This window comes from Pseudomonas sp. NPDC089741, from assembly GCF_044748825.1.
Classification (GTDB): Bacteria; Pseudomonadota; Gammaproteobacteria; order Pseudomonadales; family Pseudomonadaceae; genus Aquipseudomonas; species Aquipseudomonas helmanticensis.
Genome location: NZ_JBIVGT010000016.1, coordinates 82,428 through 104,506 on the forward strand (window position 1 = coordinate 82,428; position 22,079 = coordinate 104,506).

The 22,079-nt window shown below is 61.7% G+C and carries 23 protein-coding genes; 8 read left to right on the top strand and 15 right to left on the bottom strand.

Annotated elements, in window-relative coordinates; genetic code table 11:
* Positions 1 to 30: 30 nt before the first annotated feature.
* A complete protein-coding gene (locus tag ACIPZE_RS16975) occupies positions 31 to 843 on the top strand; it encodes an alpha/beta fold hydrolase (RefSeq protein ID WP_400774020.1) in 813 nt (270 codons plus the stop codon).
* A 64-nt stretch (positions 844 to 907) separates the two neighbouring features.
* Here ACIPZE_RS16975 and dsbG read toward each other — a convergent pair whose 3' ends face one another.
* The 3 genes from dsbG to dsbD are packed head-to-tail and all read right to left on the bottom strand — an operon-like array spanning position 908 to position 4,268.
* Positions 908 to 1,678, bottom strand: a complete 771-nt coding sequence (gene dsbG, locus ACIPZE_RS16980) for a thiol:disulfide interchange protein DsbG (RefSeq protein WP_283438869.1) — start codon at positions 1,676 to 1,678, stop codon at positions 908 to 910.
* Positions 1,654 to 2,535 (bottom strand): TlpA disulfide reductase family protein, encoded by an 882-nt coding sequence (locus ACIPZE_RS16985; RefSeq protein WP_283438868.1) that lies wholly within the window; start codon positions 2,533 to 2,535, stop codon positions 1,654 to 1,656. Before ACIPZE_RS16985 ends, dsbG begins: the two co-directional genes overlap by 25 nt.
* On the bottom strand, positions 2,535 to 4,268 hold the full coding sequence (gene dsbD, locus ACIPZE_RS16990; protein ID WP_283438867.1) for a protein-disulfide reductase DsbD: 1,734 nt from the start codon (positions 4,266 to 4,268) through the stop codon (positions 2,535 to 2,537). The genes ACIPZE_RS16985 and dsbD overlap by 1 nt, the downstream gene beginning before the upstream one ends.
* Before the next feature lie 154 nt (positions 4,269 to 4,422).
* Between dsbD and ACIPZE_RS16995 the strand changes: the two genes are divergently transcribed.
* The 5 genes from ACIPZE_RS16995 to ACIPZE_RS17015 all read left to right on the top strand — a co-directional run bounded on the left by ACIPZE_RS16995 (position 4,423) and on the right by ACIPZE_RS17015 (position 9,145).
* A complete protein-coding gene (locus tag ACIPZE_RS16995) occupies positions 4,423 to 5,103 on the top strand; it encodes a response regulator (RefSeq protein ID WP_129394857.1) in 681 nt (226 codons plus the stop codon).
* Positions 5,103 to 6,425: an ATP-binding protein gene (locus ACIPZE_RS17000; protein WP_400774023.1), complete on the top strand. Its 1,323-nt coding sequence runs from the start codon at positions 5,103 to 5,105 to the stop codon at positions 6,423 to 6,425. Before ACIPZE_RS16995 ends, ACIPZE_RS17000 begins: the two co-directional genes overlap by 1 nt.
* A gap of 370 nt (positions 6,426 to 6,795) precedes the next feature.
* On the top strand, positions 6,796 to 7,281 hold the full coding sequence (locus ACIPZE_RS17005) for a GNAT family N-acetyltransferase (protein ID WP_400774024.1): 486 nt from the start codon (positions 6,796 to 6,798) through the stop codon (positions 7,279 to 7,281).
* Positions 7,282 to 7,424: 143 nt separating this feature from the next.
* Entirely contained in the window at positions 7,425 to 8,837 is a 1,413-nt protein-coding gene (locus ACIPZE_RS17010; RefSeq protein ID WP_283438864.1) for an aspartate aminotransferase family protein, read from the top strand.
* A gap of 83 nt (positions 8,838 to 8,920) precedes the next feature.
* A complete protein-coding gene (locus ACIPZE_RS17015; protein WP_064391340.1) occupies positions 8,921 to 9,145 on the top strand; it encodes an MbtH family protein in 225 nt (74 codons plus the stop codon).
* A gap of 177 nt (positions 9,146 to 9,322) precedes the next feature.
* Here ACIPZE_RS17015 and ACIPZE_RS17020 read toward each other — a convergent pair whose 3' ends face one another.
* From ACIPZE_RS17020 to ACIPZE_RS17055, 8 genes are read right to left on the bottom strand one after another with little or no spacing between them, the layout of a single operon-like run.
* A complete protein-coding gene (locus ACIPZE_RS17020) occupies positions 9,323 to 10,228 on the bottom strand; it encodes a metal ABC transporter solute-binding protein, Zn/Mn family (protein WP_283438863.1) in 906 nt (301 codons plus the stop codon).
* On the bottom strand, positions 10,229 to 11,128 hold the full coding sequence (locus ACIPZE_RS17025) for a metal ABC transporter permease (protein ID WP_007917717.1): 900 nt from the start codon (positions 11,126 to 11,128) through the stop codon (positions 10,229 to 10,231).
* On the bottom strand, positions 11,128 to 11,973 hold the full coding sequence (locus tag ACIPZE_RS17030) for a metal ABC transporter ATP-binding protein (protein WP_400774028.1): 846 nt from the start codon (positions 11,971 to 11,973) through the stop codon (positions 11,128 to 11,130). Before ACIPZE_RS17030 ends, ACIPZE_RS17025 begins: the two co-directional genes overlap by 1 nt.
* A complete protein-coding gene (locus ACIPZE_RS17035) occupies positions 11,970 to 12,899 on the bottom strand; it encodes a metal ABC transporter substrate-binding protein (protein ID WP_283438861.1) in 930 nt (309 codons plus the stop codon). Before ACIPZE_RS17035 ends, ACIPZE_RS17030 begins: the two co-directional genes overlap by 4 nt.
* 34 nt (positions 12,900 to 12,933) lie before the next feature.
* Positions 12,934 to 13,509, bottom strand: a complete 576-nt coding sequence (locus ACIPZE_RS17040; protein WP_400774030.1) for a DUF6162 family protein — start codon at positions 13,507 to 13,509, stop codon at positions 12,934 to 12,936.
* Positions 13,506 to 13,847, bottom strand: coding sequence for a hypothetical protein (locus ACIPZE_RS17045; RefSeq protein ID WP_283438859.1), 342 nt, complete (start codon positions 13,845 to 13,847; stop codon positions 13,506 to 13,508). Before ACIPZE_RS17045 ends, ACIPZE_RS17040 begins: the two co-directional genes overlap by 4 nt.
* A complete protein-coding gene (locus ACIPZE_RS17050; protein ID WP_129394847.1) occupies positions 13,844 to 14,383 on the bottom strand; it encodes a thiamine pyrophosphate-binding protein in 540 nt (179 codons plus the stop codon). Before ACIPZE_RS17050 ends, ACIPZE_RS17045 begins: the two co-directional genes overlap by 4 nt.
* Positions 14,380 to 15,582, bottom strand: a complete 1,203-nt coding sequence (locus ACIPZE_RS17055; protein ID WP_400774035.1) for a PepSY-associated TM helix domain-containing protein — start codon at positions 15,580 to 15,582, stop codon at positions 14,380 to 14,382. The genes ACIPZE_RS17050 and ACIPZE_RS17055 overlap by 4 nt, the downstream gene beginning before the upstream one ends.
* Positions 15,583 to 15,980: 398 nt before the next feature.
* Between ACIPZE_RS17055 and leuC the strand changes: the two genes are divergently transcribed.
* Together leuC and leuD are read left to right on the top strand one after the other, a co-directional pair.
* The gene (gene leuC / locus ACIPZE_RS17060; protein ID WP_283438857.1) at positions 15,981 to 17,399 is read left to right on the top strand and encodes a 3-isopropylmalate dehydratase large subunit; all 1,419 of its coding nucleotides are present in this window, start codon (positions 15,981 to 15,983) and stop codon (positions 17,397 to 17,399) included.
* Entirely contained in the window at positions 17,396 to 18,010 is a 615-nt protein-coding gene (gene leuD, locus ACIPZE_RS17065; RefSeq protein WP_283438856.1) for a 3-isopropylmalate dehydratase small subunit, read from the top strand. The genes leuC and leuD overlap by 4 nt, the downstream gene beginning before the upstream one ends.
* Positions 18,011 to 18,086: 76 nt before the next feature.
* On the opposite strand, the gene ACIPZE_RS17070 is transcribed toward leuD, so the two are convergent.
* From ACIPZE_RS17070 to ACIPZE_RS17085, 4 genes are all read right to left on the bottom strand, one after another.
* Positions 18,087 to 19,001 carry a LysR substrate-binding domain-containing protein gene (locus ACIPZE_RS17070; protein ID WP_283438855.1) on the bottom strand — a complete coding sequence of 305 codons (915 nt, stop codon included), beginning with the start codon at positions 18,999 to 19,001 and terminating at the stop codon, positions 18,087 to 18,089.
* A gap of 57 nt (positions 19,002 to 19,058) precedes the next feature.
* Positions 19,059 to 20,360 carry a dicarboxylate/amino acid:cation symporter gene (locus tag ACIPZE_RS17075; RefSeq protein WP_400774039.1) on the bottom strand — a complete coding sequence of 434 codons (1,302 nt, stop codon included), beginning with the start codon at positions 20,358 to 20,360 and terminating at the stop codon, positions 19,059 to 19,061.
* Between the two features lie 96 nt (positions 20,361 to 20,456).
* Positions 20,457 to 21,332 (bottom strand): alpha/beta fold hydrolase, encoded by an 876-nt coding sequence (locus tag ACIPZE_RS17080; protein WP_400774041.1) that lies wholly within the window; start codon positions 21,330 to 21,332, stop codon positions 20,457 to 20,459.
* A gap of 250 nt (positions 21,333 to 21,582) precedes the next feature.
* Positions 21,583 to 22,041 carry a VOC family protein gene (locus tag ACIPZE_RS17085; RefSeq protein WP_129394841.1) on the bottom strand — a complete coding sequence of 153 codons (459 nt, stop codon included), beginning with the start codon at positions 22,039 to 22,041 and terminating at the stop codon, positions 21,583 to 21,585.
* Positions 22,042 to 22,079 lie beyond the last annotated feature (38 nt).

Here is a 22,079-nt window from a genome sequence, read left to right on the forward strand (position 1 = left end):
GGTTCTGTTTTTTACCGCGCAGGTGAATCGATGCCCTTCTTCACGGTTGACGGACAAGCACTGCATTACATTGATCAAGGCACCGGCCCGGCAGTCCTGCTGGCCGGCAGCTATCTGTGGGATCAGGCCATGTGGGCGCCGCAGATTGCCGCGTTGTCGCCGCACTATCGGGTGATTGCGCTGGACCTGTGGGGTCACGGCGAGTCGGGGCGGTTACCCGAAAACACCACCTCGCTGGACGACATCGCCCGCCAGGCGCAGGCCGTGCTCGATCATCTGGACATCGATCAGGTCACGCTCGTTGGCTTGTCGGTCGGCGGCATGTGGGGCGTGCGTCTGGCGCTGGCGGCTCCGCAGCGGATCAACGGCCTGGTGCTGATGGACACCTACGTCGGCGTCGAGCCGGAGCCGACCCGTCAGTATTACTTCTCGCTGTTCAAGCAAATCGAAGACAGCGGCGAAATCTCCGCGCAACTGCTCGACATCGTCGTGCCAATCTTCTTCCGCCCGGGCATCGATCCGCAGTCGGCGCTGTATCAGGATTTCCGTGCAAAACTGGCGGCGTATTCGTCTGACCGCTTGCGCGAAAGCATCGTGCCAATGGGGCGCATCACCTTTGGTCGCGATGATCTGTTGCCACGCCTGAGCGAGTTGAATGCCGCGACCACGCTGGTGCTGTGCGGCGATCAGGACAAACCGCGACCACCCTCGGAAGCGCAGGAAATGGCCGAGCTGATCGGTTGCCCGTGGGTGCTGGTGCCGCAGGCGGGGCATATCTCCAATCTGGAGAACCCCGAGTTTGTCACCGAGGTGTTGTTCGCCTTCCTGGCTGAGCGCCATTGAAAAAGATTGCAGCCTACGGCAGCCCATGTAGGAGCTGCCGCAGGCTGCGATCTTTTGATCTTGCTTACTTAGGCCCGAGAATCTGCGCCAGTTTCTCCGGCGAAGGAGCACCTTGCTGTTGTTGCAACTCACCCTTGGCATCCATGTAGAAAATCGCCGGCGTCGCCTGCAAATCGAGGTCTTCCATCAACTGCATGTTCGCCGCCAGCTTGCTCTGCACGGCTGCCGGAATATCTTTGAGCGCCTTGAGTGAACTGGCCTTGCCAGCCTTCTCATGATCTTCCAGCGCCTTGGCCGGGTCTTTCGCCGCCAGCAGCGCCGCCGATTTGCCCGGGCTGTCTTCGCGAATGATGCCAACCATGATGTGCCGCAACTGCACCTTGCCGGACTTGACCCAAGGTCGCGCCTGTTCCCAGAACATGTTGCAGTAAGGGCAGTTCGGATCACTGAACAGGTACACCGTGCGCGGTGCATCCTTGTTGCCGTCCTGAATCCAGTTGCTCGCTTCGAACTTGGCCCAGACTTCCTTGGCCATCGGCGCGTAGACCAGTTTTTGCAACGGTTCGCTGCTCAGGTCCTTGCCGTCGGCGTCATACAGATTACCCAGCAGGACGTGTTTGCCATCCGGGGTCAGGTACAGCGCCATGCCACGGTTCTGATATTGCGCCGCGTAGCCGCGCAAACCATCGGGAGCATCGAACTGGCCAACGATTTTCGCGCCTTTGGCTTCGATCTGCTTGATCGCCGCCGGCAATTCTTCAGCAGCCTGCACCGACGGCAAGTGCAGCAGGGCAGTGCCCAGGGTTAGCGTCAGCAGGTGGCGGAGGCGGGGCATGGCAGTTTCCTTGCAGAGGTGGCCGGTGCAGTGGCCGGGGTCGAATTCGGAGTCGGGGTGTCGAAGTTTTCCAGGGCGCGGGCCAGGCTGGCGTTCGATAGCTCACCGAGGTGACTGCTCAGCAGCCGACCGTCAGGGCTATAGAACAGCGTAGTCGGCAATGCCATGGAACCCACGGCCTGGCCGAGTCGGCCACTGCGGTCGAACAACACGTTATTGAGGCTCAGGCCTTGGGTTTCGAGAAACGTCGCCACGCTTTGCATGCTTTCGGCCTGATTGACGAACAGAAAGGTCAGATCTGGTCGTTGCTGTTGGGCGTTTTCCAGTACTGGCATCTCGCGTCGGCACGGTGGGCACCACGTGGCCCACAAGTTGATCACCAGCGGGCCGCCCTGATAGTCGCTGAGCTGGATGGTTTCCCCGGCCGCATTACGCAGGGAGATTTCCGGCAGGCGCGTGCCTTGTTCATAGATATTCAGTGACAGGGTTGCGAGCAACCAGAACGCCACGCCGCTGGCTACGCCAAAGCCCAGCGGTCGACGCAAACCGGGCCGGCGCCAGCCGCGATACAGCGCCGCCAGCAGCAGCACAATGACCCCCGGCCAGGCGAGAAAACCACCATCGCGCAGGTCGATGATCTGCCACGGATCGTTGCGATAGTGGCTCCAGTACACGCCGACAAAGGCGATGCGCGCCGCCAGCATGCCCAGCAGAAACAGGCTGAACAGTGCCGACTCGGGGTTATCGCCGCCGCGCTTGGCCACCCGCCAGCCGACAAAGGTTGCCAGTGCCAATGCACTGATCAGCAGCAGGTGGTTGAGCGCGATGGCAAAGGTGCCGAGGGTGAAGGTCAGCATTAATTGGCGTCTCGGGTGGCGGTCCAGCGTTGCAGGAACGTATCGGCATCGACTTCGCCGGTGATGCGCTGGCTGCGGCGTTCTTCGCCATCAGTGCCGATCCACACGAAACTCGGTGGCCCCGGCACTTTGTAGCGGCCGAGCAGTTCGCGGCTGGCTGCATTGTCGGCGGTGACATCGAGGCGCAGCAGGCGCACATCACTCAAGCCCTGCATGACCTTGTCCTGGCCGAACACCTGTTTCTCCATGACTTTGCATGACACGCACCAGTCGGCGTAGTAATCGAGCAGCACCCACTGGCCCTGAGCCTTGGCGGCATCCAGTTCGCGTTGCAGCGCCGCCGGTTCCTTGATCGTGGTGAATGCCTCGTGACCGTTGGGTGCAGCGCTGACAGTTCGGCCAGCGCTATAGACCTGCAATGGCTGATACGGATCATCGCTGCCGCCCGCCGCGCCGATCACCAGCACACTGCCCCACACACCCAGCAACAACGAAGTCGCGCCAAACAGTTGCGCCACCCGGCCAAATCCTTCCGATTGCTTCCAGGCACAGAACGCCGCGATCAGCAGCAGCGCACCGCACAGGCCCAGCCACAACGACGGATCCAGTACCGGACGCAGCATCAACAGCGCGGTGGCGAGAAAGAGGAAACCGAATATGCCTTTGAGCAGGTTCATCCACGCGCCGGGTTTGGGCAGGAAGCGATTGCCGACCGTCACCAGCAGCAACAGCGGCACACCGATGCCGATGCCCAGCGCAAACAGGATCAACCCGCCGTGCAGGGCGTTGCCACTCTGCGCGATATACAGCAAGGCGCCGGCCAGCGGTGCGGTCATGCACGGGCCGACCAACAATCCCGACAAGGCACCGAGGACGCCGGCGCCGATCAGGCTGCCACCGCTGCGGCTGCGCGAAGCGTGTTCCAGCCGATCGCGCAGGGCCACCGGCAATTGCAGCTCGAAGAAGCCAAACATCGGCAGCGCCAGCACAACAAAAATCGCGGCAAAGGTGCCGAGCAACCAAGGGTTCTGCAACCACGCCTGCAAGTTCGCGCCGAGCAGCGCAGCAATCACGCCCATCGCCGCGTACACCAGCGCCATGCAGATCACATAACTGCTGGCCAAGGCAAAACCGCGTCGAGGCGTGGCGCCGCTGCCCACCACCATACCGGCCAGAATCGGCAGCATCGGCAACGTGCAAGGGGTAAATGCCAACAGCAGACCCAAGCCGAAAAACACCAGCAGGCTCCAGCCCAATGCATGCTGTTGCAGGCCGCTGGCAAGGGCTTGATCCGGTGCTTCGGTGGCGGTCGTCGACGGCGCTTTACCGCCCAGGTCGATGACCCGGGTTTGCGGCGGATAACACAGGCCGGCATCCGCGCAGCCTTGATAGCTGACCTTGATCTGCCCGCTGGCCGAGGCCGGGATCTTCACCTCGAGGCCTTGGCGATAAACCGGTTGCTCACCGAAGTATTCATCACTGTGCGATTCGCCTTCGGGCAACGCTGGTTGTTGCTGCGCCGTCAGGCCATCGAATTTCAGGCGTTTCTGATATAGGTAATAGCCATCGGTGATTTGCCAGAACAGCTGGGTTTCACCGGACTCCAGGCGTTCGGACGTGAGGACGAACGCCTTGTCGACCGGAAGAAACTCAGGTTTTGTCTCGAATGGATTGTTTCCTGCCTGGGCCAGGCCCGAGAGCAAGAGGGCAAACAAAAGAAAAAAATGACGCATGGAGGAAGCCTTGTCCCTGTGCAAGTGAGGTGCACAATGGCCGTTGGCGATTAACCGATGATTAACCGCAATGCCCTTGTCGCTGTGACGTTCGGGGCATAATGTCAGCTTAATCGGCGAACTGCCTAATCCGCTTTTTTCTACGGGACTCACCATGCACGTACTGGTTTGCGAAGACGATGAGTTGATCGCCAGCGGCATCGTTGCCGGTCTCACGGCGCAGGGTCTGACCGTCGAGCACGTCAACACGGCGTCGAAGGCGCGGGCGATGCTCAAGGTCGCTGAATTTGACGTGATGGTGCTCGATCTCGGCTTGCCCGACGAAGATGGCCTCAAGTTGCTGCAGCAATTGCGTCAGGGCGGCCTGGAAATTCCCGTGCTGATCCTCACTGCGCGGGATTCGGTCACCGACCGCGTCGATGGCTTGCAGGCCGGTGCTGACGATTACCTGCTCAAACCGTTCGACCTGCGTGAGTTGTTCGCGCGGTTGCAAACCCTGCTGCGTCGCGTGGCGGGCCGCAGCGTCAACCTCATCGAACACGGTGCGCTGACCTACGACCCGAGCAGCCGTGAAACCCGTCTGGGTGGTCAAGCCGTGGACTTGTCGCGCCGCGAACAGTCGTTGTTGCAGGCGTTGTTGCATAACCGCGGTCGCGTGCTGTCCACCGAGCAGTTGAAAGACAGCGTCTATGGCTTCAACGATGAGCTGGAAAGCAATGCGCTCAACGTGCATATCCATCACCTGCGCAGCAAACTCGGTAAAGGCATCGTTGAAACCGTGCGCGGCCTCGGCTATCGCCTGGGCCCGGCCGATGGTGGAGATCAAGGCAAGTGATGAGCCTGCGACTGCGCCTGAGCCTGACGCTCGGCGCCGCGTTCGCGTTGATCTGGGCGCTGGCGGCAGCCTGGATGCTCAGCGATCTGCGCAATCAGATGATGTTTTCCCTCGACCAGCGCCTGGTCGCTTCCGCGCGCATGGTCGCCGGCCTGCTGGAGCAGTTGCCGACATTGCCGAGCAAAGGCGAGGGCACCCATTTCAGCGCCGAGCAGTTGAACATTCCCGGTGGCATGGCTTGTCAGGTCAGCTCGTTGCGCGGGGAAATTCTCGCGCGCAGCCACAACAATCCCGAGCAAGCGCTGGAAGCCGAGAAAATGGGCTTCCACGACCAGATGATCGACGGCGCGCCGTGGCGCAGTTTCACCCTTGCTCGCGGTGATGTACGGATTACCACGGCCGATCGGCAAATCGAACGCGAAGCCCTGAACATGTCGATTCTGCTGGCTGCGTCGGTGCCGGTGGGTGTCGCATTGCTCGGTTGCCTGTGCCTGTTGTGGCTGGGCATCGGCCAGGGGCTGGCGCCGCTCAATCGCCTGCGGGAAGCGCTGATGCGGCGTAATGCCGACTCGCTGGAACCGCTGCAATTGCAGGCGTTTCCCAGCGAGCTGAAGCCATTGCTCGACACCCAGAACCAGCTGTTCCAGCGCATCGCCAAGACCATCGAACGAGAGCGTCGGCTGACCGGTGATGCGGCGCATGAACTGCGCAGCCCGCTGACCGCGATCAAGACCCACCTGCAAGTGGCGCGCATGACCGAAGGCAGTGCGCGTGATCAATCGCTGGCGCGGGCCGAGGAGGGTGCCGATCGCATGCATCGCACCCTTGAGCAACTGCTGTTGCTGGCGCGTGTCGAAGGCAGTCTGTCGTTTGACGATGGCGTGCAATGCAGCGCCGAGCAAGTCGCACGGCTGGCGATTCAGGACGCCACCGGTGGCGAACGTCTGCGGATCAAGTTGCAGCTGCCGGACGACCTCTCCACAGCAGCGTTGCAAATGCCGGCCGTGTTGTCGATTGCCGCGCTGCGCAATCTGCTCGATAACGCCCTGCGCCATACGCCCGAGGATTGCGCGGTGGAGTTGAGTCTGGAGACCCTTGGCAACCGCGTCCGTTATGTCGTGCGCGATCATGGTCCGGGCATTGCGCCGGATGATCTGCAACATCTGACCCAACGCTTCTGGCGCAACGGCCAGAGCACCGGTTGTGGCCTGGGTCTGGCGATAGTCCAGGCGATCGTCCAGCGCTGCGAATGCGCCCTGCATTTCGACAGCCGCCCGGATGGCTTGCGTGTCGAACTGAGCATGCCACTGCAACCCGTCTGATCTCACCCCCTATGTAGGAGCTGCCGCAGGCTGCGATCTCTTGATCTCGTCTTTTTAAAAACAAGATCAAAAGATCGCAGCCTGCGGCAGCTCCTACAGGGATTGGTGAAGGCTGCGATCTCTTGGTCTTGTCTTTTTAAAAACAAGATCAAAAGATCGCAGCCTGCGGCAGCTCCTACAGGGATTGGTGAAGGCTGCGATCTCTTGATCTCGTCTTTTTAAAACAAGATCAAAAGATCGCAGCCTGCGGCAGCTCCTACGGGGATTGGTGCATCGGCACATCAAATGTAACTTCTGGGCGTTGGCTATCCGCCGGCCCTGACGTTATGGTCTGCGCAGCCTTGACTCAACGGATTGAGAGAACAGCGCCATGGATGCCCCCATCTACATTTACGCCGCCACACCTGCCGACTCCGGCATCATCAGCCGTATCATCGAACGCTCGATTCGCGTCGGTTGCGCGCTCGATCATCGTAACGACCCGCGACTCGTCAACACCTGGGTACGCCAGCAATCGGCAGAGCGCATCACTGCGTGGCTGGTCGATCCGCACTTCTACCTCAACATCGCGTTGCTATCGGACAAACCGGTCGGCGTCGGCATGGCAGCGTCCAGTGGCGACGTGACCTTCTGCCATGTGCAGCCGGAATGGTTTCGCCGCGGCGCCGGTCGGGCGTTGATGGCGGATCTCGAAGGCTGGCTGCGAATCCGGGGCAGGCCGGGCGTGGCCCTGAAAAGTACACGCACCGGCGAAGCGTTTTATCGGCACTTGGGTTATCGCGAGTCGGCACCGGCGTCGCTCCATCACGGGGTAAAAGCCACGCCCATGCACAAGTCGCTGGCGGTTCCTGCCTGACATCTCGATCAAGGGTCTAAATCCTCGCCGCGCTTAAGCGTTTCCAGAACAGGAAAACCTGCAAGTGCGCCCCGCGACCGGAACGCGCACCTGTCTGGTGTGCTGTTTTGGTCACAATCCATAGCGAATTGAGGGGTCGAGAGATGTCAGTCGCCACCAGCCTTATCGAAGAGTCGTCGGCCCGGGTCAGCTCGGCGCCAGCGGAAACGTTGTACCAGTTCAATGAATCGCCGCTGCTGGCTCGGCAGAGCCAGCAGGAATCCAACGCTCGCAGTTATCCGCGGCGTATTCCGCTGGCACTCAAGCGGGCCAAGGGTCTGTATGTCGAGGACGTCGAAGGGCGCACCTTCATCGACTGCCTGGCCGGTGCCGGCACGCTGGCATTGGGGCATAACCACCCGGTGGTGATCGAAGCGATCCAGCAGGTGCTTGCCGACGAGCTGCCGCTGCACACGCTGGACCTGACCACGCCGGTCAAGGATCAGTTCGTCCAGGATCTGTTCGGCTTGTTGCCTCGTGAGCTGGCGGCGCAAGCCAAAATCCAGTTCTGCGGCCCGACCGGTACCGACGCTGTGGAAGCTGCGCTGAAACTGGTGCGCACCGCCACCGGCCGCAGCACCGTGCTGTCGTTTTCCGGCGGTTACCACGGCATGAGCCAGGGCGCGTTAAGCCTGATGGGCAGCCTGGGGCCGAAAAAGCCGTTGGGTGCCTTGCTCAGCAACGGTGTGCAGTTCATGCCGTTCCCGTATGACTATCGCTGCCCGTTCGGCCTCGGTGGCGCCGCCGGCGTCAAGGCCAACTTGAGCTACCTGGAAAACCTGCTCAACGATCCTGAAGCCGGTGTGCAATTGCCAGCGGCGGTGATCGTTGAAGCAGTGCAGGGCGAGGGCGGCGTGATTCCCGCCGATATCGAGTGGCTGCGCGGTTTGCGCCGGATCACCGAGAAGGCGGGGGTCGCGCTGATCGTCGATGAGATCCAGAGCGGTTTCGCCCGCACCGGCAAAATGTTTGCCTTTGAACACGCCGGGATCATCCCGGATGTGGTGGTGCTGTCCAAAGCCATTGGCGGCAGCCTGCCGCTGGCGGTGGTGGTTTATCGCGACTGGCTCGACACCTGGCAGCCGGGTGCACACGCCGGCACTTTCCGTGGCAATCAGATGGCGATGGCTGCCGGTTCGGCGGTGATGCGTTACCTGGTCGAACACAAGGTCTGCGAACACGCTGCCGCCATGGGTGAACGCCTCAGCGAACATCTGCGTATTCTGCAGCGTGACTTCCCGCAACTCGGCGACATTCGGGGGCGTGGCCTGATGCTCGGTGTCGAGCTGGTCGATCCGGCCGGTGCGCTGGATGCGCTGGGTCATCCGCCAGCGTTTGCCCGTCTGGCGCCGCTGGTGCAGCGCGAATGCCTCAAGCGTGGGCTGATTCTGGAGCTGGGCGGTCGACACGGCGCGGTGGTGCGTTTCCTGCCGCCGCTGGTGATCACCGCCGCCGAGATCGACCGTGTTGCCGAGATTTTCGGTCGCGCCCTGATTGCCGCGACTGCCGCGCTGTAAATTTTTCGCCGCGCCGAACGTTCTTTCTACATACCCGGCCGCACCCGTTGTGCGGCCCACCCTTACAACGATGGAGAACCAGCATGACGTCAGTATTCGACCGCGAGGACATCCTCTTTCAGGTCGTGGTCAACCACGAAGAGCAATACTCGATCTGGCCCGACTACAAAGCCGTGCCGGAAGGCTGGCGTACCGTGGGCAAGAGCGGTCTGAAAAAGGAATGCCTGGCCTACATCGAAGAGACCTGGACTGACATGCGTCCATTGAGCCTGCGTCAGAAGATGGAAGGCCAGGCCGCCGCACAATAAGCTGCCGGACAAAACAAACCCGCTGGACCGATAACGGTTCAGCGGGTTTTTTCATGCCCTGGATTTGTGTTGATGATCAGGGCCTCATCGCGAGCAGGCTCACTCCTACAAGGGAATGCATTCCAACTGTAGGAGTGAGCCTGCTCGCGATGAACGATAACGCGGTTCCGGATGAAACTACGCCCCGCTCAAACCCTTCAGTAGCAAATCAACATTCCCCTCCAGCTCCGCCACCGGATCCGCCGAATCGGTGCTCAGCACCACCAGATGACTACCCGACTCGGCAATCGCCGCTTTCACCGCTTCCGAAGGCTGACGATGATGCAGCACAACGGCGACATCATTGTCCTTGAGCGTTGCCGTCAGTTTTTTCAGGTCTTCTGGCGTCCACTCGACATCGGGGCGGGGATCCTCGCCGATCAGCTCGAGATTGAGGCTGCCGATCAGATAGCCGTAGTGATCGCTCAGGCTCATCACACTCAGATTGTCGGCACTGGCCAGACGCGCCTCGCTGTCGGCGCTGAGTTTCAGTAGACGCTGCTTCAACGCCGCCAGATTGGCCTCGATCTTTGGTTTGGCGCTCGGTGCCAGCCGCACCAGATCTGCCGCCATCACGTCCGCCATGCGCCCCATGTTGTTGCTCGCCTGCCATGGCTGACTGTTCAGTCCATCGCCTTTCAGCTCGGGTTGCACGGCAATGCCGGGCAGGGCACCGTCGACCGGACGTGCGGCATCGACCTCGACGATACGGATGTTGCTGCGGCGGGCGATCGGGTACAGCGGATCATCAGCCCACAGCGAGCGCACGCCGATCACCGCGTCGGCTCCGGTCGCCAGTTTGCTCAGCGCCGGCGCGCCGCGACCGGTGAAGTAGGCGGTCTGGCGACTGCCGGGCAGATTCGCCGGCGCCGCACGTTCGAGGTTGACGTCGGTGCCCTTGAGCAGCACTTCGCCCAGGCCGTAGGTGATCGGCAACGACGCCAGCACCCGCAGTGGCTTGGTGTTTTCGGCGGCCAGTAACGGTGTACCCATCGCGCCGCACAGGGCCATGGCCAAGGTCAGCTTACGCAGTGAAAAAGTCATTTATCCAAGATTCCCTTTCAGACTCGGGACAACCCCGCGCGCGATGGCGGCGAGGGCGAAGGCGATGCCGGCGACCAGAATGATCGCGGCGCCGGACGGGATCGGCAGGTCGAACACGATGGGCGCGAGAATTCCGCACAACGTGCTGACGGTGGCGATCAGCACCGAACACCAGAAAAAGCCCTTGAGCGATTGACTGAGCAAACGTGCAGCAGCGGCCGGAATCACCAGCAGTGCGCCGACCAGAATTGCACCAATCACCTTCACCGCCGCGACGGTGATCAGCGTCACCAGAATCACGAACAGATAATCCAGGGTCTTCACCGCCACTCCGCGCACCGCCGCCAGTTGCGGGTTGAAACTGGCGAGCATGATGCGGTTGTACAGCGGCAGCGCCAACGCCATGACTAGCGAACCGACGATCGCCAGCACCGCCAGATCATTGCCGTTGACCGTCAGCACCGAGCCAAACAGTACGTTTTCGAGAATGTGCACGTTGATCTTGCCCGCGAGAATCAGCAGCAGGCTTGCACCCAATGCCAGCGACACCGACAGGAACACGCCGATCAAGGTGTCCGGCGCCAGACCAGTGCGGTTGCGCAGGTAATTGAGCAGGATGCCGAACAGCAGGCAATAACCGAACAGGCTGCCATATGGGCCGGTGTAGGGTTCGCCGAGCAGAATGCCGATGGCCACGCCGGTCAGCGCCGCGTGCCCGACCGCTTCGGAGAAAAACGCGAAGCGCTTGACCACCACCAGCGTACCGAGACCACCGAGCACCGGGCCGATCAGCAGGCCGGCGAGCAACGCGTTGACCACAAATCCATAGGCCAGCGCTTCCGGCAGATAACCAGAGGAGGCCCAGCCCTGGACCATCAGGCGAAAAGCTTCGTAACTCATCAGACAGCGCTCCGCGGATGGGTCGAGAACAAGGTCAGCAGGCGTTCCGGGGTCAGCGCCTGTTGCGGCGTGGCATCGAACAGCACGCGACGGTTGAGACCGGTGACGTGATTGGCCAGACGCCCGACGGCTTCCAGATCGTGTTCGATCCACAGCACGGTAATGCCCGCTGCGCGCCAGTCATTCAGCAGTCGTTCAAAGACTTGAATCCCGGCTTCGTCGAGGGCCGACATCGGTTCGTCGAGCACCAGCAGTTGCGGCGCCGGAATCAGCCCTTGCGCGAGGAGAACCCGCTGCCGTTCACCGCCCGACAGCGCGCCCATGCGGCGTTTGCGCTTGTCCTGCATGCCGACGCGCTCCAGCGCTTCGCCGATGGCGCCGGCGTAGTGTTTGCTCAAGCCGAGAAACGCCGGACGGCGCTGGCACATCGCGGCCATGAAATCGTCGACGGTCATCGGTAAACCACGATCGAACTCCAGCGCCTGCGGCACATAACCGATGGTGCCGGGGACGCCGGGCCATTGCAGGCTGAGCTGGCCCTGATGCGGCATCTGCCCGAGCAACGTCTTGATCAGCGAACTCTTGCCGCCGCCGTTCGGGCCGACCAGCGCATGCACGCTGCCGGGCCGCACCTGGAAAGTGACTTTGTCGAGAATCGTCGTGCGGCCCAGGGTCAGACAAACCTCCGAAAAATCCAAAGTCGGCCCGCAAACTTGTAGGAGTGAGCCTGCTCGCGATAGCGGTATGTCATCCAACGAAGATGTTGCCTGAACCGACGCATTCGCGAGCAAGCCCGCTCCCACAGGAGATTGGAGTTCGTCCGAGATCGTTTCTTTTGAGGTCATGCGCCCGACTCCTGAATCGCCCGCACCACGGTATTGAGGTTGCCGGTCATTTCCTTTTCATATTTGTCGGCGGTGTATTCGCCATAGGAAATGTGCGACAGCGGGTAGAGCTTCACGCCCGACTCACGCTGGATGGTTTCGACATAGGTAGAGGGGAAATCCATCTCCGAGAAGATCACTTTCACATCCAGCTCGCGCAGTTGATCGATGGTCTTTTTCAACTGGCTTGGGCTTGGCTCGATACCGTGCGCCGGCTCGACCACCGCCGTCACTTCCAGGCCGAATTCGCGCAGCAGATAGTCGTAGGCCGCGTGAACCGTGGCCACGCGCAGTTCGGCATTCGGCGCCTGGGTCAGTTTGGCCAAGGCGTCGGCACGCATCTGCCGCAGGCGTTTGCCGTAGGCGCGGGCGTTCTGCGTGTAGGTCTTGGCGTTGTCCGGGTCGAGTTTGCCCAGCTCGCGGGCGATGTTGTTGACCTGCGCGATCGAGGCGCTGATCGACAGGAACGTGTGCGGGTTGACCACTTTGCCGGCACCGCGCGCGGCGACCCCGGTGGCGGCCAGCAGCGGCACGTTCTCGTTGGCTTCGATGGTCTTGATGTTCGGCGTTTCGCTGGCGGCGATCATGCGGTCGGCGAAATCGTCATGGCCGACACCATTCAGCACGATCACGTCCAGCCCGCTGATGCGCTTGATGTCCTCGGCCCGAGGCTCGTAGGCATGCGGGTTGAAGCCGGCAGGAATCAGCGGCACGACGTCGGCCTTGTCGCCGACGATGTTGGCCACGTAGCTGTAATAAGGGTGCAGGGTGATGCCGATGCGCAGGCGTTTGGCCGGATCGGCACTGGCCAGCGGGCTCAGCAGGCAGGCGCAAAGGCCGACTAGAAACAGGCGCAGCAAGGGACGGCGAGGCGATGAAATAGACATGGGCAAGCGGTCTTCTCTCGAATGGGGCGAGGGTTCAATGACGATGTTCGCGGGTAACCCCGGCATCGTATTGCGCGACGATTTGTTTCCAGCCGGCAGCGGACAGTGCGGCATCCGACAGATCGGCAGCCGGCTTGAGGTCGGCATCGCGGCTGAGCCAGATGTCCGGCGCAGCCTTGTCGTCGGCGCTGACGCGCATCAGAAACGAACCGGCGACGGCGGGCGTCTGGCTGTGACCGTAATAGGCAGTGCCTGCGAGCATTTGCCAGGCATGCCCGCCACGGCTGACCGAACTGGCGTCCTGGGCAAACGGTGCGAAACCTTCGTCCGCGAGGTTTTGCGGGGTCGGCAGGGCTTTCTGCTCTTCGCGCAGCAAGTGGATTTCGTCGAGGGTGACCCGCAGATCGGCATAGATGCCTTGCTCGGCGGCGCTGAGGTCACGACGGGCGTCGAGCTGGTTGCTGGCGACCGGCTCCGGTTCATGCGATACGCCGCGCCACGCCACCACGGAACCGGCAATTGCCAGGATCAGCAGGCACAACAGCAGCACATTGAGGGTTTCATGGCCGGCACCCGCCGGACGCACGATTTGTGTGGTGGGCGTACTCATGGGGTCTCGATATCCGCTTGGTCGATTTCCACGACGTGGCCCGGGCCGGCGTCGAACAATACATAGAACTCGGCGCCGGGCTTCTTGAAGGTCAGGGTCGAATCGCTGCCGAGCTTGCCCGGCAGCAGAATCGTTTCGTCGTAGCCGATCACATCGAGGGTCACTCCCGGGGCACCGCTGCCGTCGGAGAAACCACCGGTGCATTTGATCTGCTCGGCATCGACGGCTTTGCATTCGCACATCGGGTTATGCGCCAGGGCGCTGGCGCTGAAACCTGTGCACAGCACCAGCAGCGCAGTACTCAGCCGCAGGCGGGAAGGGCGTTTGGCGTGGCTCATGGTTTGGCTCCTTGTTTGTTCAGCCAGGCGATCGTCGCGGGGGAGGCCTGGCTCAGGGGAATCGAGGCCTGATGCATGTTGCCGTCCCAGCCTTCCATGGTGATCCACAGTTCGGCGTCGGTTTTGGTCTTTTCCGGGATCAGCAATTGCGTGCCCATGCGGTACGGCGTGCCGAAGAAAATCACCCCGGCGGCGCGCAGGCTGCGGGGTTTGCCGATGCGCAGGTAAGTCGCCTTGACCTGTTCGATACAGGCATCACACAAGGCAGCGTTGAAGTCCTTCATGAAACCGGCGGGACCATTGAGCGGCGCTTCGTTGCGCAGCTCGGCCAGGCGCAGGCTCCACGGGCCGACCTGGACTTCACCGATCTCGCGTTCGCCAAGACCGCTGTCGCCACGGAACAACGCGACGTCGGCAAAGTATTTCGGCATGAAACCCAGCGGAATCAGCAGCAGCAGCACGTTGATGTGGAAGCGCCATTTGTGCCAGAAGCGGCTCAGGCGGGAAGGTTGGGCAATGCTCGTCGTCTGGCTCACAGGCTGGCCTCCGAAGTCTCGCGGGTGGTCGCGGGCTGCACGGCGGCGCTGCGGGCTTTCTTGCTTTCGCGTTTGAGGGCGTTGGCGGTGGCCAGCGCGGTGCGCTTGGTCCAGATCAACAGACCGCTGAGCACCATCATGCTCAGCAGCAGGCCGAAGAAGAACCAGATCAGCTTGATCCACAGCCCGCCAAAGTCACCGGTGTGCAACGGGCGCATGGATTCGGTAACGAACTCCAGCGAGTTGCGATCGGACAGCAGGCGAGTCGCCGCCAAGTCACCGTTATACGGATTGAGCGTCGCGGTCTGGAACATCAGCGGATACCAGCCACGTCCGCCAAGGCTCAGATGGCTGTAGGCGTTGCCGGGCATGCTGACGAAACTGACTTCGAGGCCGGGGATCTTCTGTTCGGTGATTTCGATGGCGCGCGCCAGGCTGATCTTCGCCGGGGGCGCGGCATCGCTCGACACCGGCACGCTTTCACGGGCGAGCGCCGGAATGATCGGCTCGCTCGACCAGGAAATATGGTTGTCCGAGAGCAGTGCCTGAATCAGGAACCAGGTGCCGGTGATGGAAATCACCGCGATAAACCAGATCGACCAGATGCCGCTCAGGCGATGGAAGTCGCCCCAGAAAATCCGTGCGCCGTGGCGGATGCGCAGGGTCGGACGCAGAAAGCCTTTCCAGAAGCGCTTGTAAACCACCAGGCCGGTGACCAGCGAGACGAGCATCGGCAGGCCGAGGAACGACACCAGATACCAGCCCCAGCTGTAGCCATTGGTAAACGGCACCAGCCACCAGCCATGCAAGGCGCGGGTGAAGGCCTTGAAATTGAATTCGGGGGCGGTGCCCTGGATGGCGCCGGTGTAGGGGTTGACGTAGACGGTCAGCGAACGCCCGTCCGGGTAGCTCACTTCGACATCGAGGGCAAAATGCGCTTCATCCGGCCGGCTGATGCTTTCGACCAGCGTCTGCGGCTCGGCCTTTTTGATCGCGGCGAGAATCTCGTCATAGCTGAGCAGGGGCGCGTCATCGGTAGGCTGGCTGGCGCGCATCTGCGGGTTGGCCAGCCAGACGATTTCCTGGCTGACCACTGCCAGAGTGCCGGTGACACAGACGATCAGGACAAAAAACCAGATCGGTAACGCGAGCCAGCTATGTACCAGGAACCACAGTTTGGAGCGGGACTTCTTCGACATGATTGCGCGTCTTGATTTCGATGGAAGGGAGCGTGACTACGGGCTTCGCAGTCCATGTATCCCTGGAAGGTCTGGTCGTGGCTGTTGCCTACGCGACCAGCCCGCATCTCTATAAGACGGATGAGCGTGACGAATCCCGATAAGGGATATGAAAGTAAATGTTTCGCACTTCCCTCACGCCAACTCTCCCCCATGTAGGAGCTGCGGCACGCTGCGATCTTTTGATCTGGTGTTTAACAATCCTGGATCAAAAGATCGCAGCCTCGTTTCACTTGTCAGCTCCTACAGGTCTTCGGATCGAACACGATTCATGGAGGATGCCATCACTCTCTGCCAATTGATGGCGGCGGGCCGCTGCCTATGATGGAAATCACCAGTGATTGCCTGAGTAGTGCTTGATGAGCCCCAGAACCCTTTACGACAAACACATCGATTCGCACACGGTGTGCCGCCTCGACGATCAGGGCCATGTCCTGTTGTATATCGATCGTCAGGTGATCAACGAATACACCAGCCCGCAGGCGTTCAGCGGCCTGCGCGCGGCCGGGCGCGAGGTCTGGCGCCCGGGCACGGCGCTGGCGGTAGTCGATCACGTCAACCCGACCACACCGCTGCGTGTGGCGGCGATGCCGGATGCCGGCGGTGCCCGGCAAGTGTCGTATCTGGCGGAAAACTGCCGCGACTTCGGCATCGAGTTACTCGACATCCTCGACAAACGCCAGGGCATCGAACACGTGATTGCCCCGGAACAGGGCTTCATCCTGCCGGGCATGGTCATTGCCGCCGGTGACAGCCACACCACCACTTACGGCGCACTCGGCGCCTTCGGTTTTGGTATCGGCACCTCCGAAATCGAGCACTTGCTGGCCTCGCAGACGCTGGTCTACAAACGCCTGAAAAGCATGCGCGTGACCGTTGCCGGCGAGCTGTCGCCGGGCCTGACTTCGAAAGACGTGATCATGGCGCTGATCGGCCAGATTGGCGCGTCCGGCGCCACCGGCTATGCCATCGAGTTCTGCGGTTCGACCATCGATGCGCTGAGCGTCGAGGCGCGCATGACCATTTGCAACATGGCGGTCGAGGCCGGTGCGCGCGGCGCGTTCATGGCGCCAGACGAAAAAGTGTTCGCCTATCTCAAGGGCAAACCGCGTGCGCCCACCGGTGAGTTGTGGGAGCGCGGATTGCAAAAATGGCGCGATTTGCGCAGCGATCCCGGCGCACTGTTCGACCGCGAGGTTCATCTCGACGCCAGCCTGCTGGAGCCGATGGTGACCTGGGGCACCAGCCCGGATCAGGCCGCACCGATTGGCGCGCGAGTGCCCGACCCGCAAGCGGTCAGCGACCCGATCCTGCGTCAGGACATGCGCCGCGCGCTCAATTACATGGGCCTCGAAGCGGGCATGGCACTCAGCGATATCGTCATCAGCCATGCGTTTATCGGCTCCTGCACCAATGCGCGAATCGAAGACTTGCGCGACGCCGCCAGCGTCGTGCGCGGCCAGCAGGTGGCTGCGCATGTGCGAGCGATGATCGTCCCGGGTTCGAGCGAAGTGCGCGCGCAGGCCGAGGCTGAAGGGCTGGCGCAGATCTTTATCGACGCCGGTTTTGAATGGCGGCAGTCCGGTTGCTCGATGTGCCTGGCGATGAACGACGACGTGCTGGCCCCCGGCGACCGCTGCGCGTCCAGCACCAACCGCAATTTCGAAGGTCGGCAGGGCGCCGGCGCGCGCACCCATCTGATGAGTCCGGCGATGGTTGCCGCCGCTGCGATCAGTGGCCGACTCACCGACATCCGCCATTTTGGAGAACGCCCATGAGCCTGCAACCCTTCACTCAGGTCAGCGGCCAGGCCGCGCCGTTGCTCGCGGCCAACGTCGACACCGACGTGATCATGCCCAAGCAGTTTCTCAAAGGCATCGATCGCCAGGGCCTGGATCGCGGCCTGTTTTTCGATCTGCGGTTTTTGCCCGACGGCACGCCCAATCCTGAGTTCGTGCTCAATCAGCCTGCGTGGCAGGGCGCAAGTTTTCTCGTCGTCGGCCCTAACTTCGGTTGTGGTTCCAGCCGTGAACACGCCGTATGGGGCTTGCAACAGATGGGCATTCGCGCGCTGATCGGCAGCAGCTTCGCCGGGATCTTTTTCGACAACTGCCAGCGCAACGGCGTGTTGTTGATCACCCTGGAAGAAGCGCAGGTGCAACGGCTCGGGCAGTGGGTTGGTCAGGCAGAAACAGCGCGGATCAGCCTTGATCTGGAGGCGCAGCAGATTGCTCTGGCGGACGGTTCGATCATCGAGTTCGAGATCGATACGCTGCGTAAAACTGCCTTGCTGCTCGGTCTGGATGCGATCGGCAGCACCTTGCAACGGCGCGAGCAGATCAAAGCTTTCGAACGCCAACATCTGGTGGACAATCCCTGGCTGTCCTGACGAAAAGATCGCAGCCTGCGGCAGCTCCTGCAGGGATACAGGTAGGAGCTGCCGCAGGCTGCGATCTTTTGATCTGCTAAACGGACAGGCTTTTGAAATGTTCCTGCAAAAACTCCACACACGCACGCAACTTCCCCGAATGCGCCAGCCGTGTCGGGTACACCGCCCAGACATTCGCGCTCTGGCTGTAATCCTCCAGCACCTGCACCAGCCGCCCTTGCTCCAGCAACGGCTTCACGTCCCACAATGAACGCAGCAACATTCCCCGCCCATCCAGCGCCCATTGCAGGACGATCTCGCCATTGTTCGACGACAACGGCCCGCTGACCCGCACGCTTTCCTGTGCGCCATCGCGATCCAGACTCCAGATGCCGAAGGCGTTGTCGCGCTCCTTGATCACCAGGCAATCGTGCTGTTGCAGTTCTTCCAGGGTTCGCGGGGTGCCACGGCGTTGCAGATAGGCTGGCGCGGCACACAACACTCGCCGGTTGCTCACCAGGCGGCGGCCGATGTGCTGGCCGGGAATGTCATCGCCGACGCGGATCTCCAGATCGAAACCTTCATTGATGATGTCGACCACGCGGTCAAACAGGTCGAGGCGGATTTCCAGCTCGGGATAACGTTCGGCCAACAGCGACACCGCTGGCGCCACATGATTGCGGCCGAAACCGAAACTGCTGCAGATGTGCAAACGCCCACGCGGGCTGTCGTGGGCGTCGGAAAGTTCGTCGTGCAGTTGCTGGAAGTCATCGAGAATGCGCAACGCCCAACGCTGCACGCGTTCGCCATCCTCGGTCAGCGAGACGCGCCGACTGGTACGGTGCAGCAGGCGCGTGCCGAGGGTGCTTTCGAGAATCTGGATGCGTTTGCTGACGTAGGCCGGGGACAGGCCCAGTTCATCCGCTGCGGCAGCAAAGCCGTTCTTGCGGATCACGGTGAGCAGCACACGCAGGTCTTCGGGCAGGGGCACGGTGTCTTTCTTCTGGGACATGTCTAAAACGAACACTGGCGGCAGAAGCCACCAGCATAGCATTGCCGTCGGGGGCGATTACTCGGCGCTGAGTCTGGCCGCTGCCGCGCGGGCATGACGACCGGTCTTGAGGGCGATCGGGGCGAGTTTGTCGCGATCCAGTTCGCCCTCCCACGCGGCCACCACCAAGGCGGCGACAGCATTGCCGATGATGTTGGTCAGCGAACGGCATTCCGCCATGAAACGGTCGACGCCGAGGATCAGCACCATCGCCGCTACCGGCACGGTCGGCACTACGGCGAGGCTCGCGGCCAGCGCGACAAACCCGGCACCGACCACGGCGCCGGCACCTTTTGAGGTGAGCATCGCCACCGCGAGCAACGTCAGTTGCTGCTCCAGCGTCAGGTCGATGTTGGTCGCCTGCGCGAGAAACAGCACCGCCAGGGTCATATAGATGTTGGTGCCGTCGAGGTTGAAGGTGTAGCCGGTCGGCACAACGATGCCGACCACACCTTTCGAGGCGCCGAGGCTTTCGAGTTTCTGGATCAGTTGCGGCAGTGCCGATTCCGACGAACTGGTGCCAAGCACGATCAACAGTTCGGCTTTTATATAGCCGAGCAATTTGAAAATGCTGAAACCGGCGTACCGCGCGATCCCGCCGAGCACGCAAGCGACGAAGATAAATGCCGTCAGGTAAAACGTGCCGATCAACTTCAACAGCGGCAGCAGCGAGCCGACCCCGTATTTGCCGATGGTGAAAGCAATCGCGCCGAACGCGCCAATCGGCGCCACCCGAGCGATCATGCCGACGATGCGGAAAAACACTTCGCTGGCCTGATTGATGATGCCCACCAGTGGCCGGCCCTTTTCTCCGACCATCACCAGTGCCACGCCAAACAGCACCGAAACGAACAGCACCGGGAGAATTTCACCTTTGGAAAACGCGTCGAAAAACGTCGTCGGGATCACATGCAGGAGAAACCCGGTGACGCCTTCGCCGTGTTCGGCCTGACCGACAAACCCGGCAATCGCCGAGGAATCGAGGGTCTTCACATCAATGTTGAAACCGGCGCCGGGGTGCAGCAGGTGCGCGGCGAGAATGCCGATGACCAGCGCGATGCTCGACACCACTTCGAAATACAGCAGCGCTTTGCCGCCGACCCGGCCGACCTGCTTGACGTCGTGCATGCTGGTGATCCCGCTGACCACCGTGCAGAAGATGATCGGGCCGATGATCATCTTGATCAGCTTGATGAAGCCGTCGCCCAACGGCTTGAGATCGACGCCGACCTGCGGCCAGTAATGGCCGATCAGCACGCCGAGGGCGATGGCGATGAGCACCTGCACATAAAGGGTTCCCAGCAGTTTTCGAATAGTCATTGTTATTATCTCGAGACGGTTTTCGGGCATGACGATCCCGCACGGGCCAGTGTCGGCCCGTGGCAGGAAACGGTTCAGGTCAGTGCGAAACGGCGGTCAGCGCAGGAACGCCAGCGCTTCGGCGAGCAACAGTTCGGGGACTTCTTCGGCAAGGTAATGGCCGGCGGGCAGGGCCTGGCCGGAGACGTTCGTCGCCACTTGCTGCCATTCCCTCAGTGGATCGAAACAGCGCCCGACCGTCCCTTCGGCGCCCCACAGCACGCGCAGCGGCAGACTCAAATGATGTTGGGCGGCGATGTCGGCGCGATCATGCTCCAGATCGATGCCGGCGCTGGCCCGATAGTCTTCGCAGATGCCACGGGCGCTGTCCGGCTGTTGCAGGCAGCGCAGGTACTCGCCGAAGGCTTCGTCGGTGAAGGGTTTGAGGCCGGCGCTGCGGCTGCCCATCACGCTGCGCAGATAGGCGTCGGGATTGGCCTCGATCAGGGTTTCCGGCAGCGGCGCCGGACGAATCAGGAAGAACCAGTGCCAGTAGGCGCGGGCGAAGGCTTCGTTGGTTTGCGCGTACATCGACAGGGTCGGGGCGATGTCGAGCAGCATCATGCGCTGCACGGCGGCGGGGTGATCGAGCGCCAGGCGATGCGCGACACGTGCGCCGCGATCATGGGCGAGGATCGAGAATTGCTCGAAACCCAACGCCTGCATCAGTTCGACGCCATCGCGGGCCATTTCGCGTTTCGAGTAGTTGCGGTGCTGGTCATCGGCGGCCGGGCGGCCGCTGTCACCGTAGCCGCGCAGGTCGGCGGCGACCACGGTGAAATACTCGGCCAGTTGTTCGGCAATCTTGTGCCAGATCACGTGGGTCTGCGGGTGGCCATGCAGCAACAGCAGGCCCGGCCCGCTGCCGCCGAGGCGGTAGGCAATGTCAACGCCGTTGACGTGACGCTGGTCTTTGAGGAATCCGGCAAACATCAGGCTGATCCTTTCTCAGGGTTCTTGTTGCATGCATCCTGAAATTGTCTGGCGTTCGGGGCAAGGCGCAAAGCGTGATGGGCCGGTTCATGAAGTGTGTTCATGAGGTTTTTGTGTCAGCTGTGCCGGCCCCTTCGCGGGCAAGCCCGCTCCCACAGGGATCGTTGGTGTGGTCACTTTTCATGTCACACCACAAAACCCTGTGGGAGCGAGCCTGCTCGCGAAGAGGCCAATCCAGACACTGAAATACTCAACCCTGCTGAAACATCTCCATCGCCCGCTGCCTGATCTGCTCTTCGGTCAGATCCTCTTTGCGCGAGGCCAGAAACCACAGGTGTCCATAGGGATCCTTCAACGTCCCGCTGCGATCACCGTAAAACTGATCCTTGACCTCGGACACCGTGGTCGCGCCGGCGTCCAGCGCCCGCTGGAAGGATTTGTCGACATCGGTCACGTACAGATGCAAACCGACCGACACTGCATTGTCCGGGTTGCTCAATGGCCCCTGATCGCACGGCGAGCCGAGCATGATGGCGCTGTCGCCGATGCGCAGTTCGGCGTGGCCGATACCGCCGTCGGGCATGGCCAGGCGCATGACTTCGGTGGCACCGAAGGCTTTTTTGTAGAAGTCGATGGCCTCGGCGGCCTTGTGGATGCCGAGATACGGGGTAATGCTGTGATACCCCTCGGGAATGGGTTTGACGCTCATGACGTTCTCCCTGATTGTTGTTTTGCGAGATGAAGAAT

Bases quoted from the DNA above. Each gene is read 5' to 3' on its own strand.
- ACIPZE_RS16975 (WP_400774020.1), top strand. From the start codon at position 31: ATGCCCTTCTTCACGGTTGACGGACAAGCACTGCATTACATTGATCAA.
- dsbG (WP_283438869.1), bottom strand. From the start codon at position 1,678: ATGCCCCGCCTCCGCCACCTGCTGACGCTAACCCTGGGCACTGCCCTG.
- ACIPZE_RS16985 (WP_283438868.1), bottom strand. From the start codon at position 2,535: ATGCTGACCTTCACCCTCGGCACCTTTGCCATCGCGCTCAACCACCTG.
- dsbD (WP_283438867.1), bottom strand. From the start codon at position 4,268: ATGCGTCATTTTTTTCTTTTGTTTGCCCTCTTGCTCTCGGGCCTGGCC.
- ACIPZE_RS16995 (WP_129394857.1), top strand. From the start codon at position 4,423: ATGCACGTACTGGTTTGCGAAGACGATGAGTTGATCGCCAGCGGCATC.
- ACIPZE_RS17000 (WP_400774023.1), top strand. From the start codon at position 5,103: ATGAGCCTGCGACTGCGCCTGAGCCTGACGCTCGGCGCCGCGTTCGCG.
- ACIPZE_RS17005 (WP_400774024.1), top strand. From the start codon at position 6,796: ATGGATGCCCCCATCTACATTTACGCCGCCACACCTGCCGACTCCGGC.
- ACIPZE_RS17010 (WP_283438864.1), top strand. From the start codon at position 7,425: ATGTCAGTCGCCACCAGCCTTATCGAAGAGTCGTCGGCCCGGGTCAGC.
- ACIPZE_RS17015 (WP_064391340.1), top strand. From the start codon at position 8,921: ATGACGTCAGTATTCGACCGCGAGGACATCCTCTTTCAGGTCGTGGTC.
- ACIPZE_RS17020 (WP_283438863.1), bottom strand. From the start codon at position 10,228: ATGACTTTTTCACTGCGTAAGCTGACCTTGGCCATGGCCCTGTGCGGC.
- ACIPZE_RS17025 (WP_007917717.1), bottom strand. From the start codon at position 11,128: ATGAGTTACGAAGCTTTTCGCCTGATGGTCCAGGGCTGGGCCTCCTCT.
- ACIPZE_RS17030 (WP_400774028.1), bottom strand. From the start codon at position 11,973: ATGACCTCAAAAGAAACGATCTCGGACGAACTCCAATCTCCTGTGGGA.
- ACIPZE_RS17035 (WP_283438861.1), bottom strand. From the start codon at position 12,899: ATGTCTATTTCATCGCCTCGCCGTCCCTTGCTGCGCCTGTTTCTAGTC.
- ACIPZE_RS17040 (WP_400774030.1), bottom strand. From the start codon at position 13,509: ATGAGTACGCCCACCACACAAATCGTGCGTCCGGCGGGTGCCGGCCAT.
- ACIPZE_RS17045 (WP_283438859.1), bottom strand. From the start codon at position 13,847: ATGAGCCACGCCAAACGCCCTTCCCGCCTGCGGCTGAGTACTGCGCTG.
- ACIPZE_RS17055 (WP_400774035.1), bottom strand. From the start codon at position 15,582: ATGTCGAAGAAGTCCCGCTCCAAACTGTGGTTCCTGGTACATAGCTGG.
- leuC (WP_283438857.1), top strand. From the start codon at position 15,981: ATGAGCCCCAGAACCCTTTACGACAAACACATCGATTCGCACACGGTG.
- leuD (WP_283438856.1), top strand. From the start codon at position 17,396: ATGAGCCTGCAACCCTTCACTCAGGTCAGCGGCCAGGCCGCGCCGTTG.
- ACIPZE_RS17070 (WP_283438855.1), bottom strand. From the start codon at position 19,001: ATGTCCCAGAAGAAAGACACCGTGCCCCTGCCCGAAGACCTGCGTGTG.
- ACIPZE_RS17075 (WP_400774039.1), bottom strand. From the start codon at position 20,360: ATGACTATTCGAAAACTGCTGGGAACCCTTTATGTGCAGGTGCTCATC.
- ACIPZE_RS17080 (WP_400774041.1), bottom strand. From the start codon at position 21,332: ATGTTTGCCGGATTCCTCAAAGACCAGCGTCACGTCAACGGCGTTGAC.
- ACIPZE_RS17085 (WP_129394841.1), bottom strand. From the start codon at position 22,041: ATGAGCGTCAAACCCATTCCCGAGGGGTATCACAGCATTACCCCGTAT.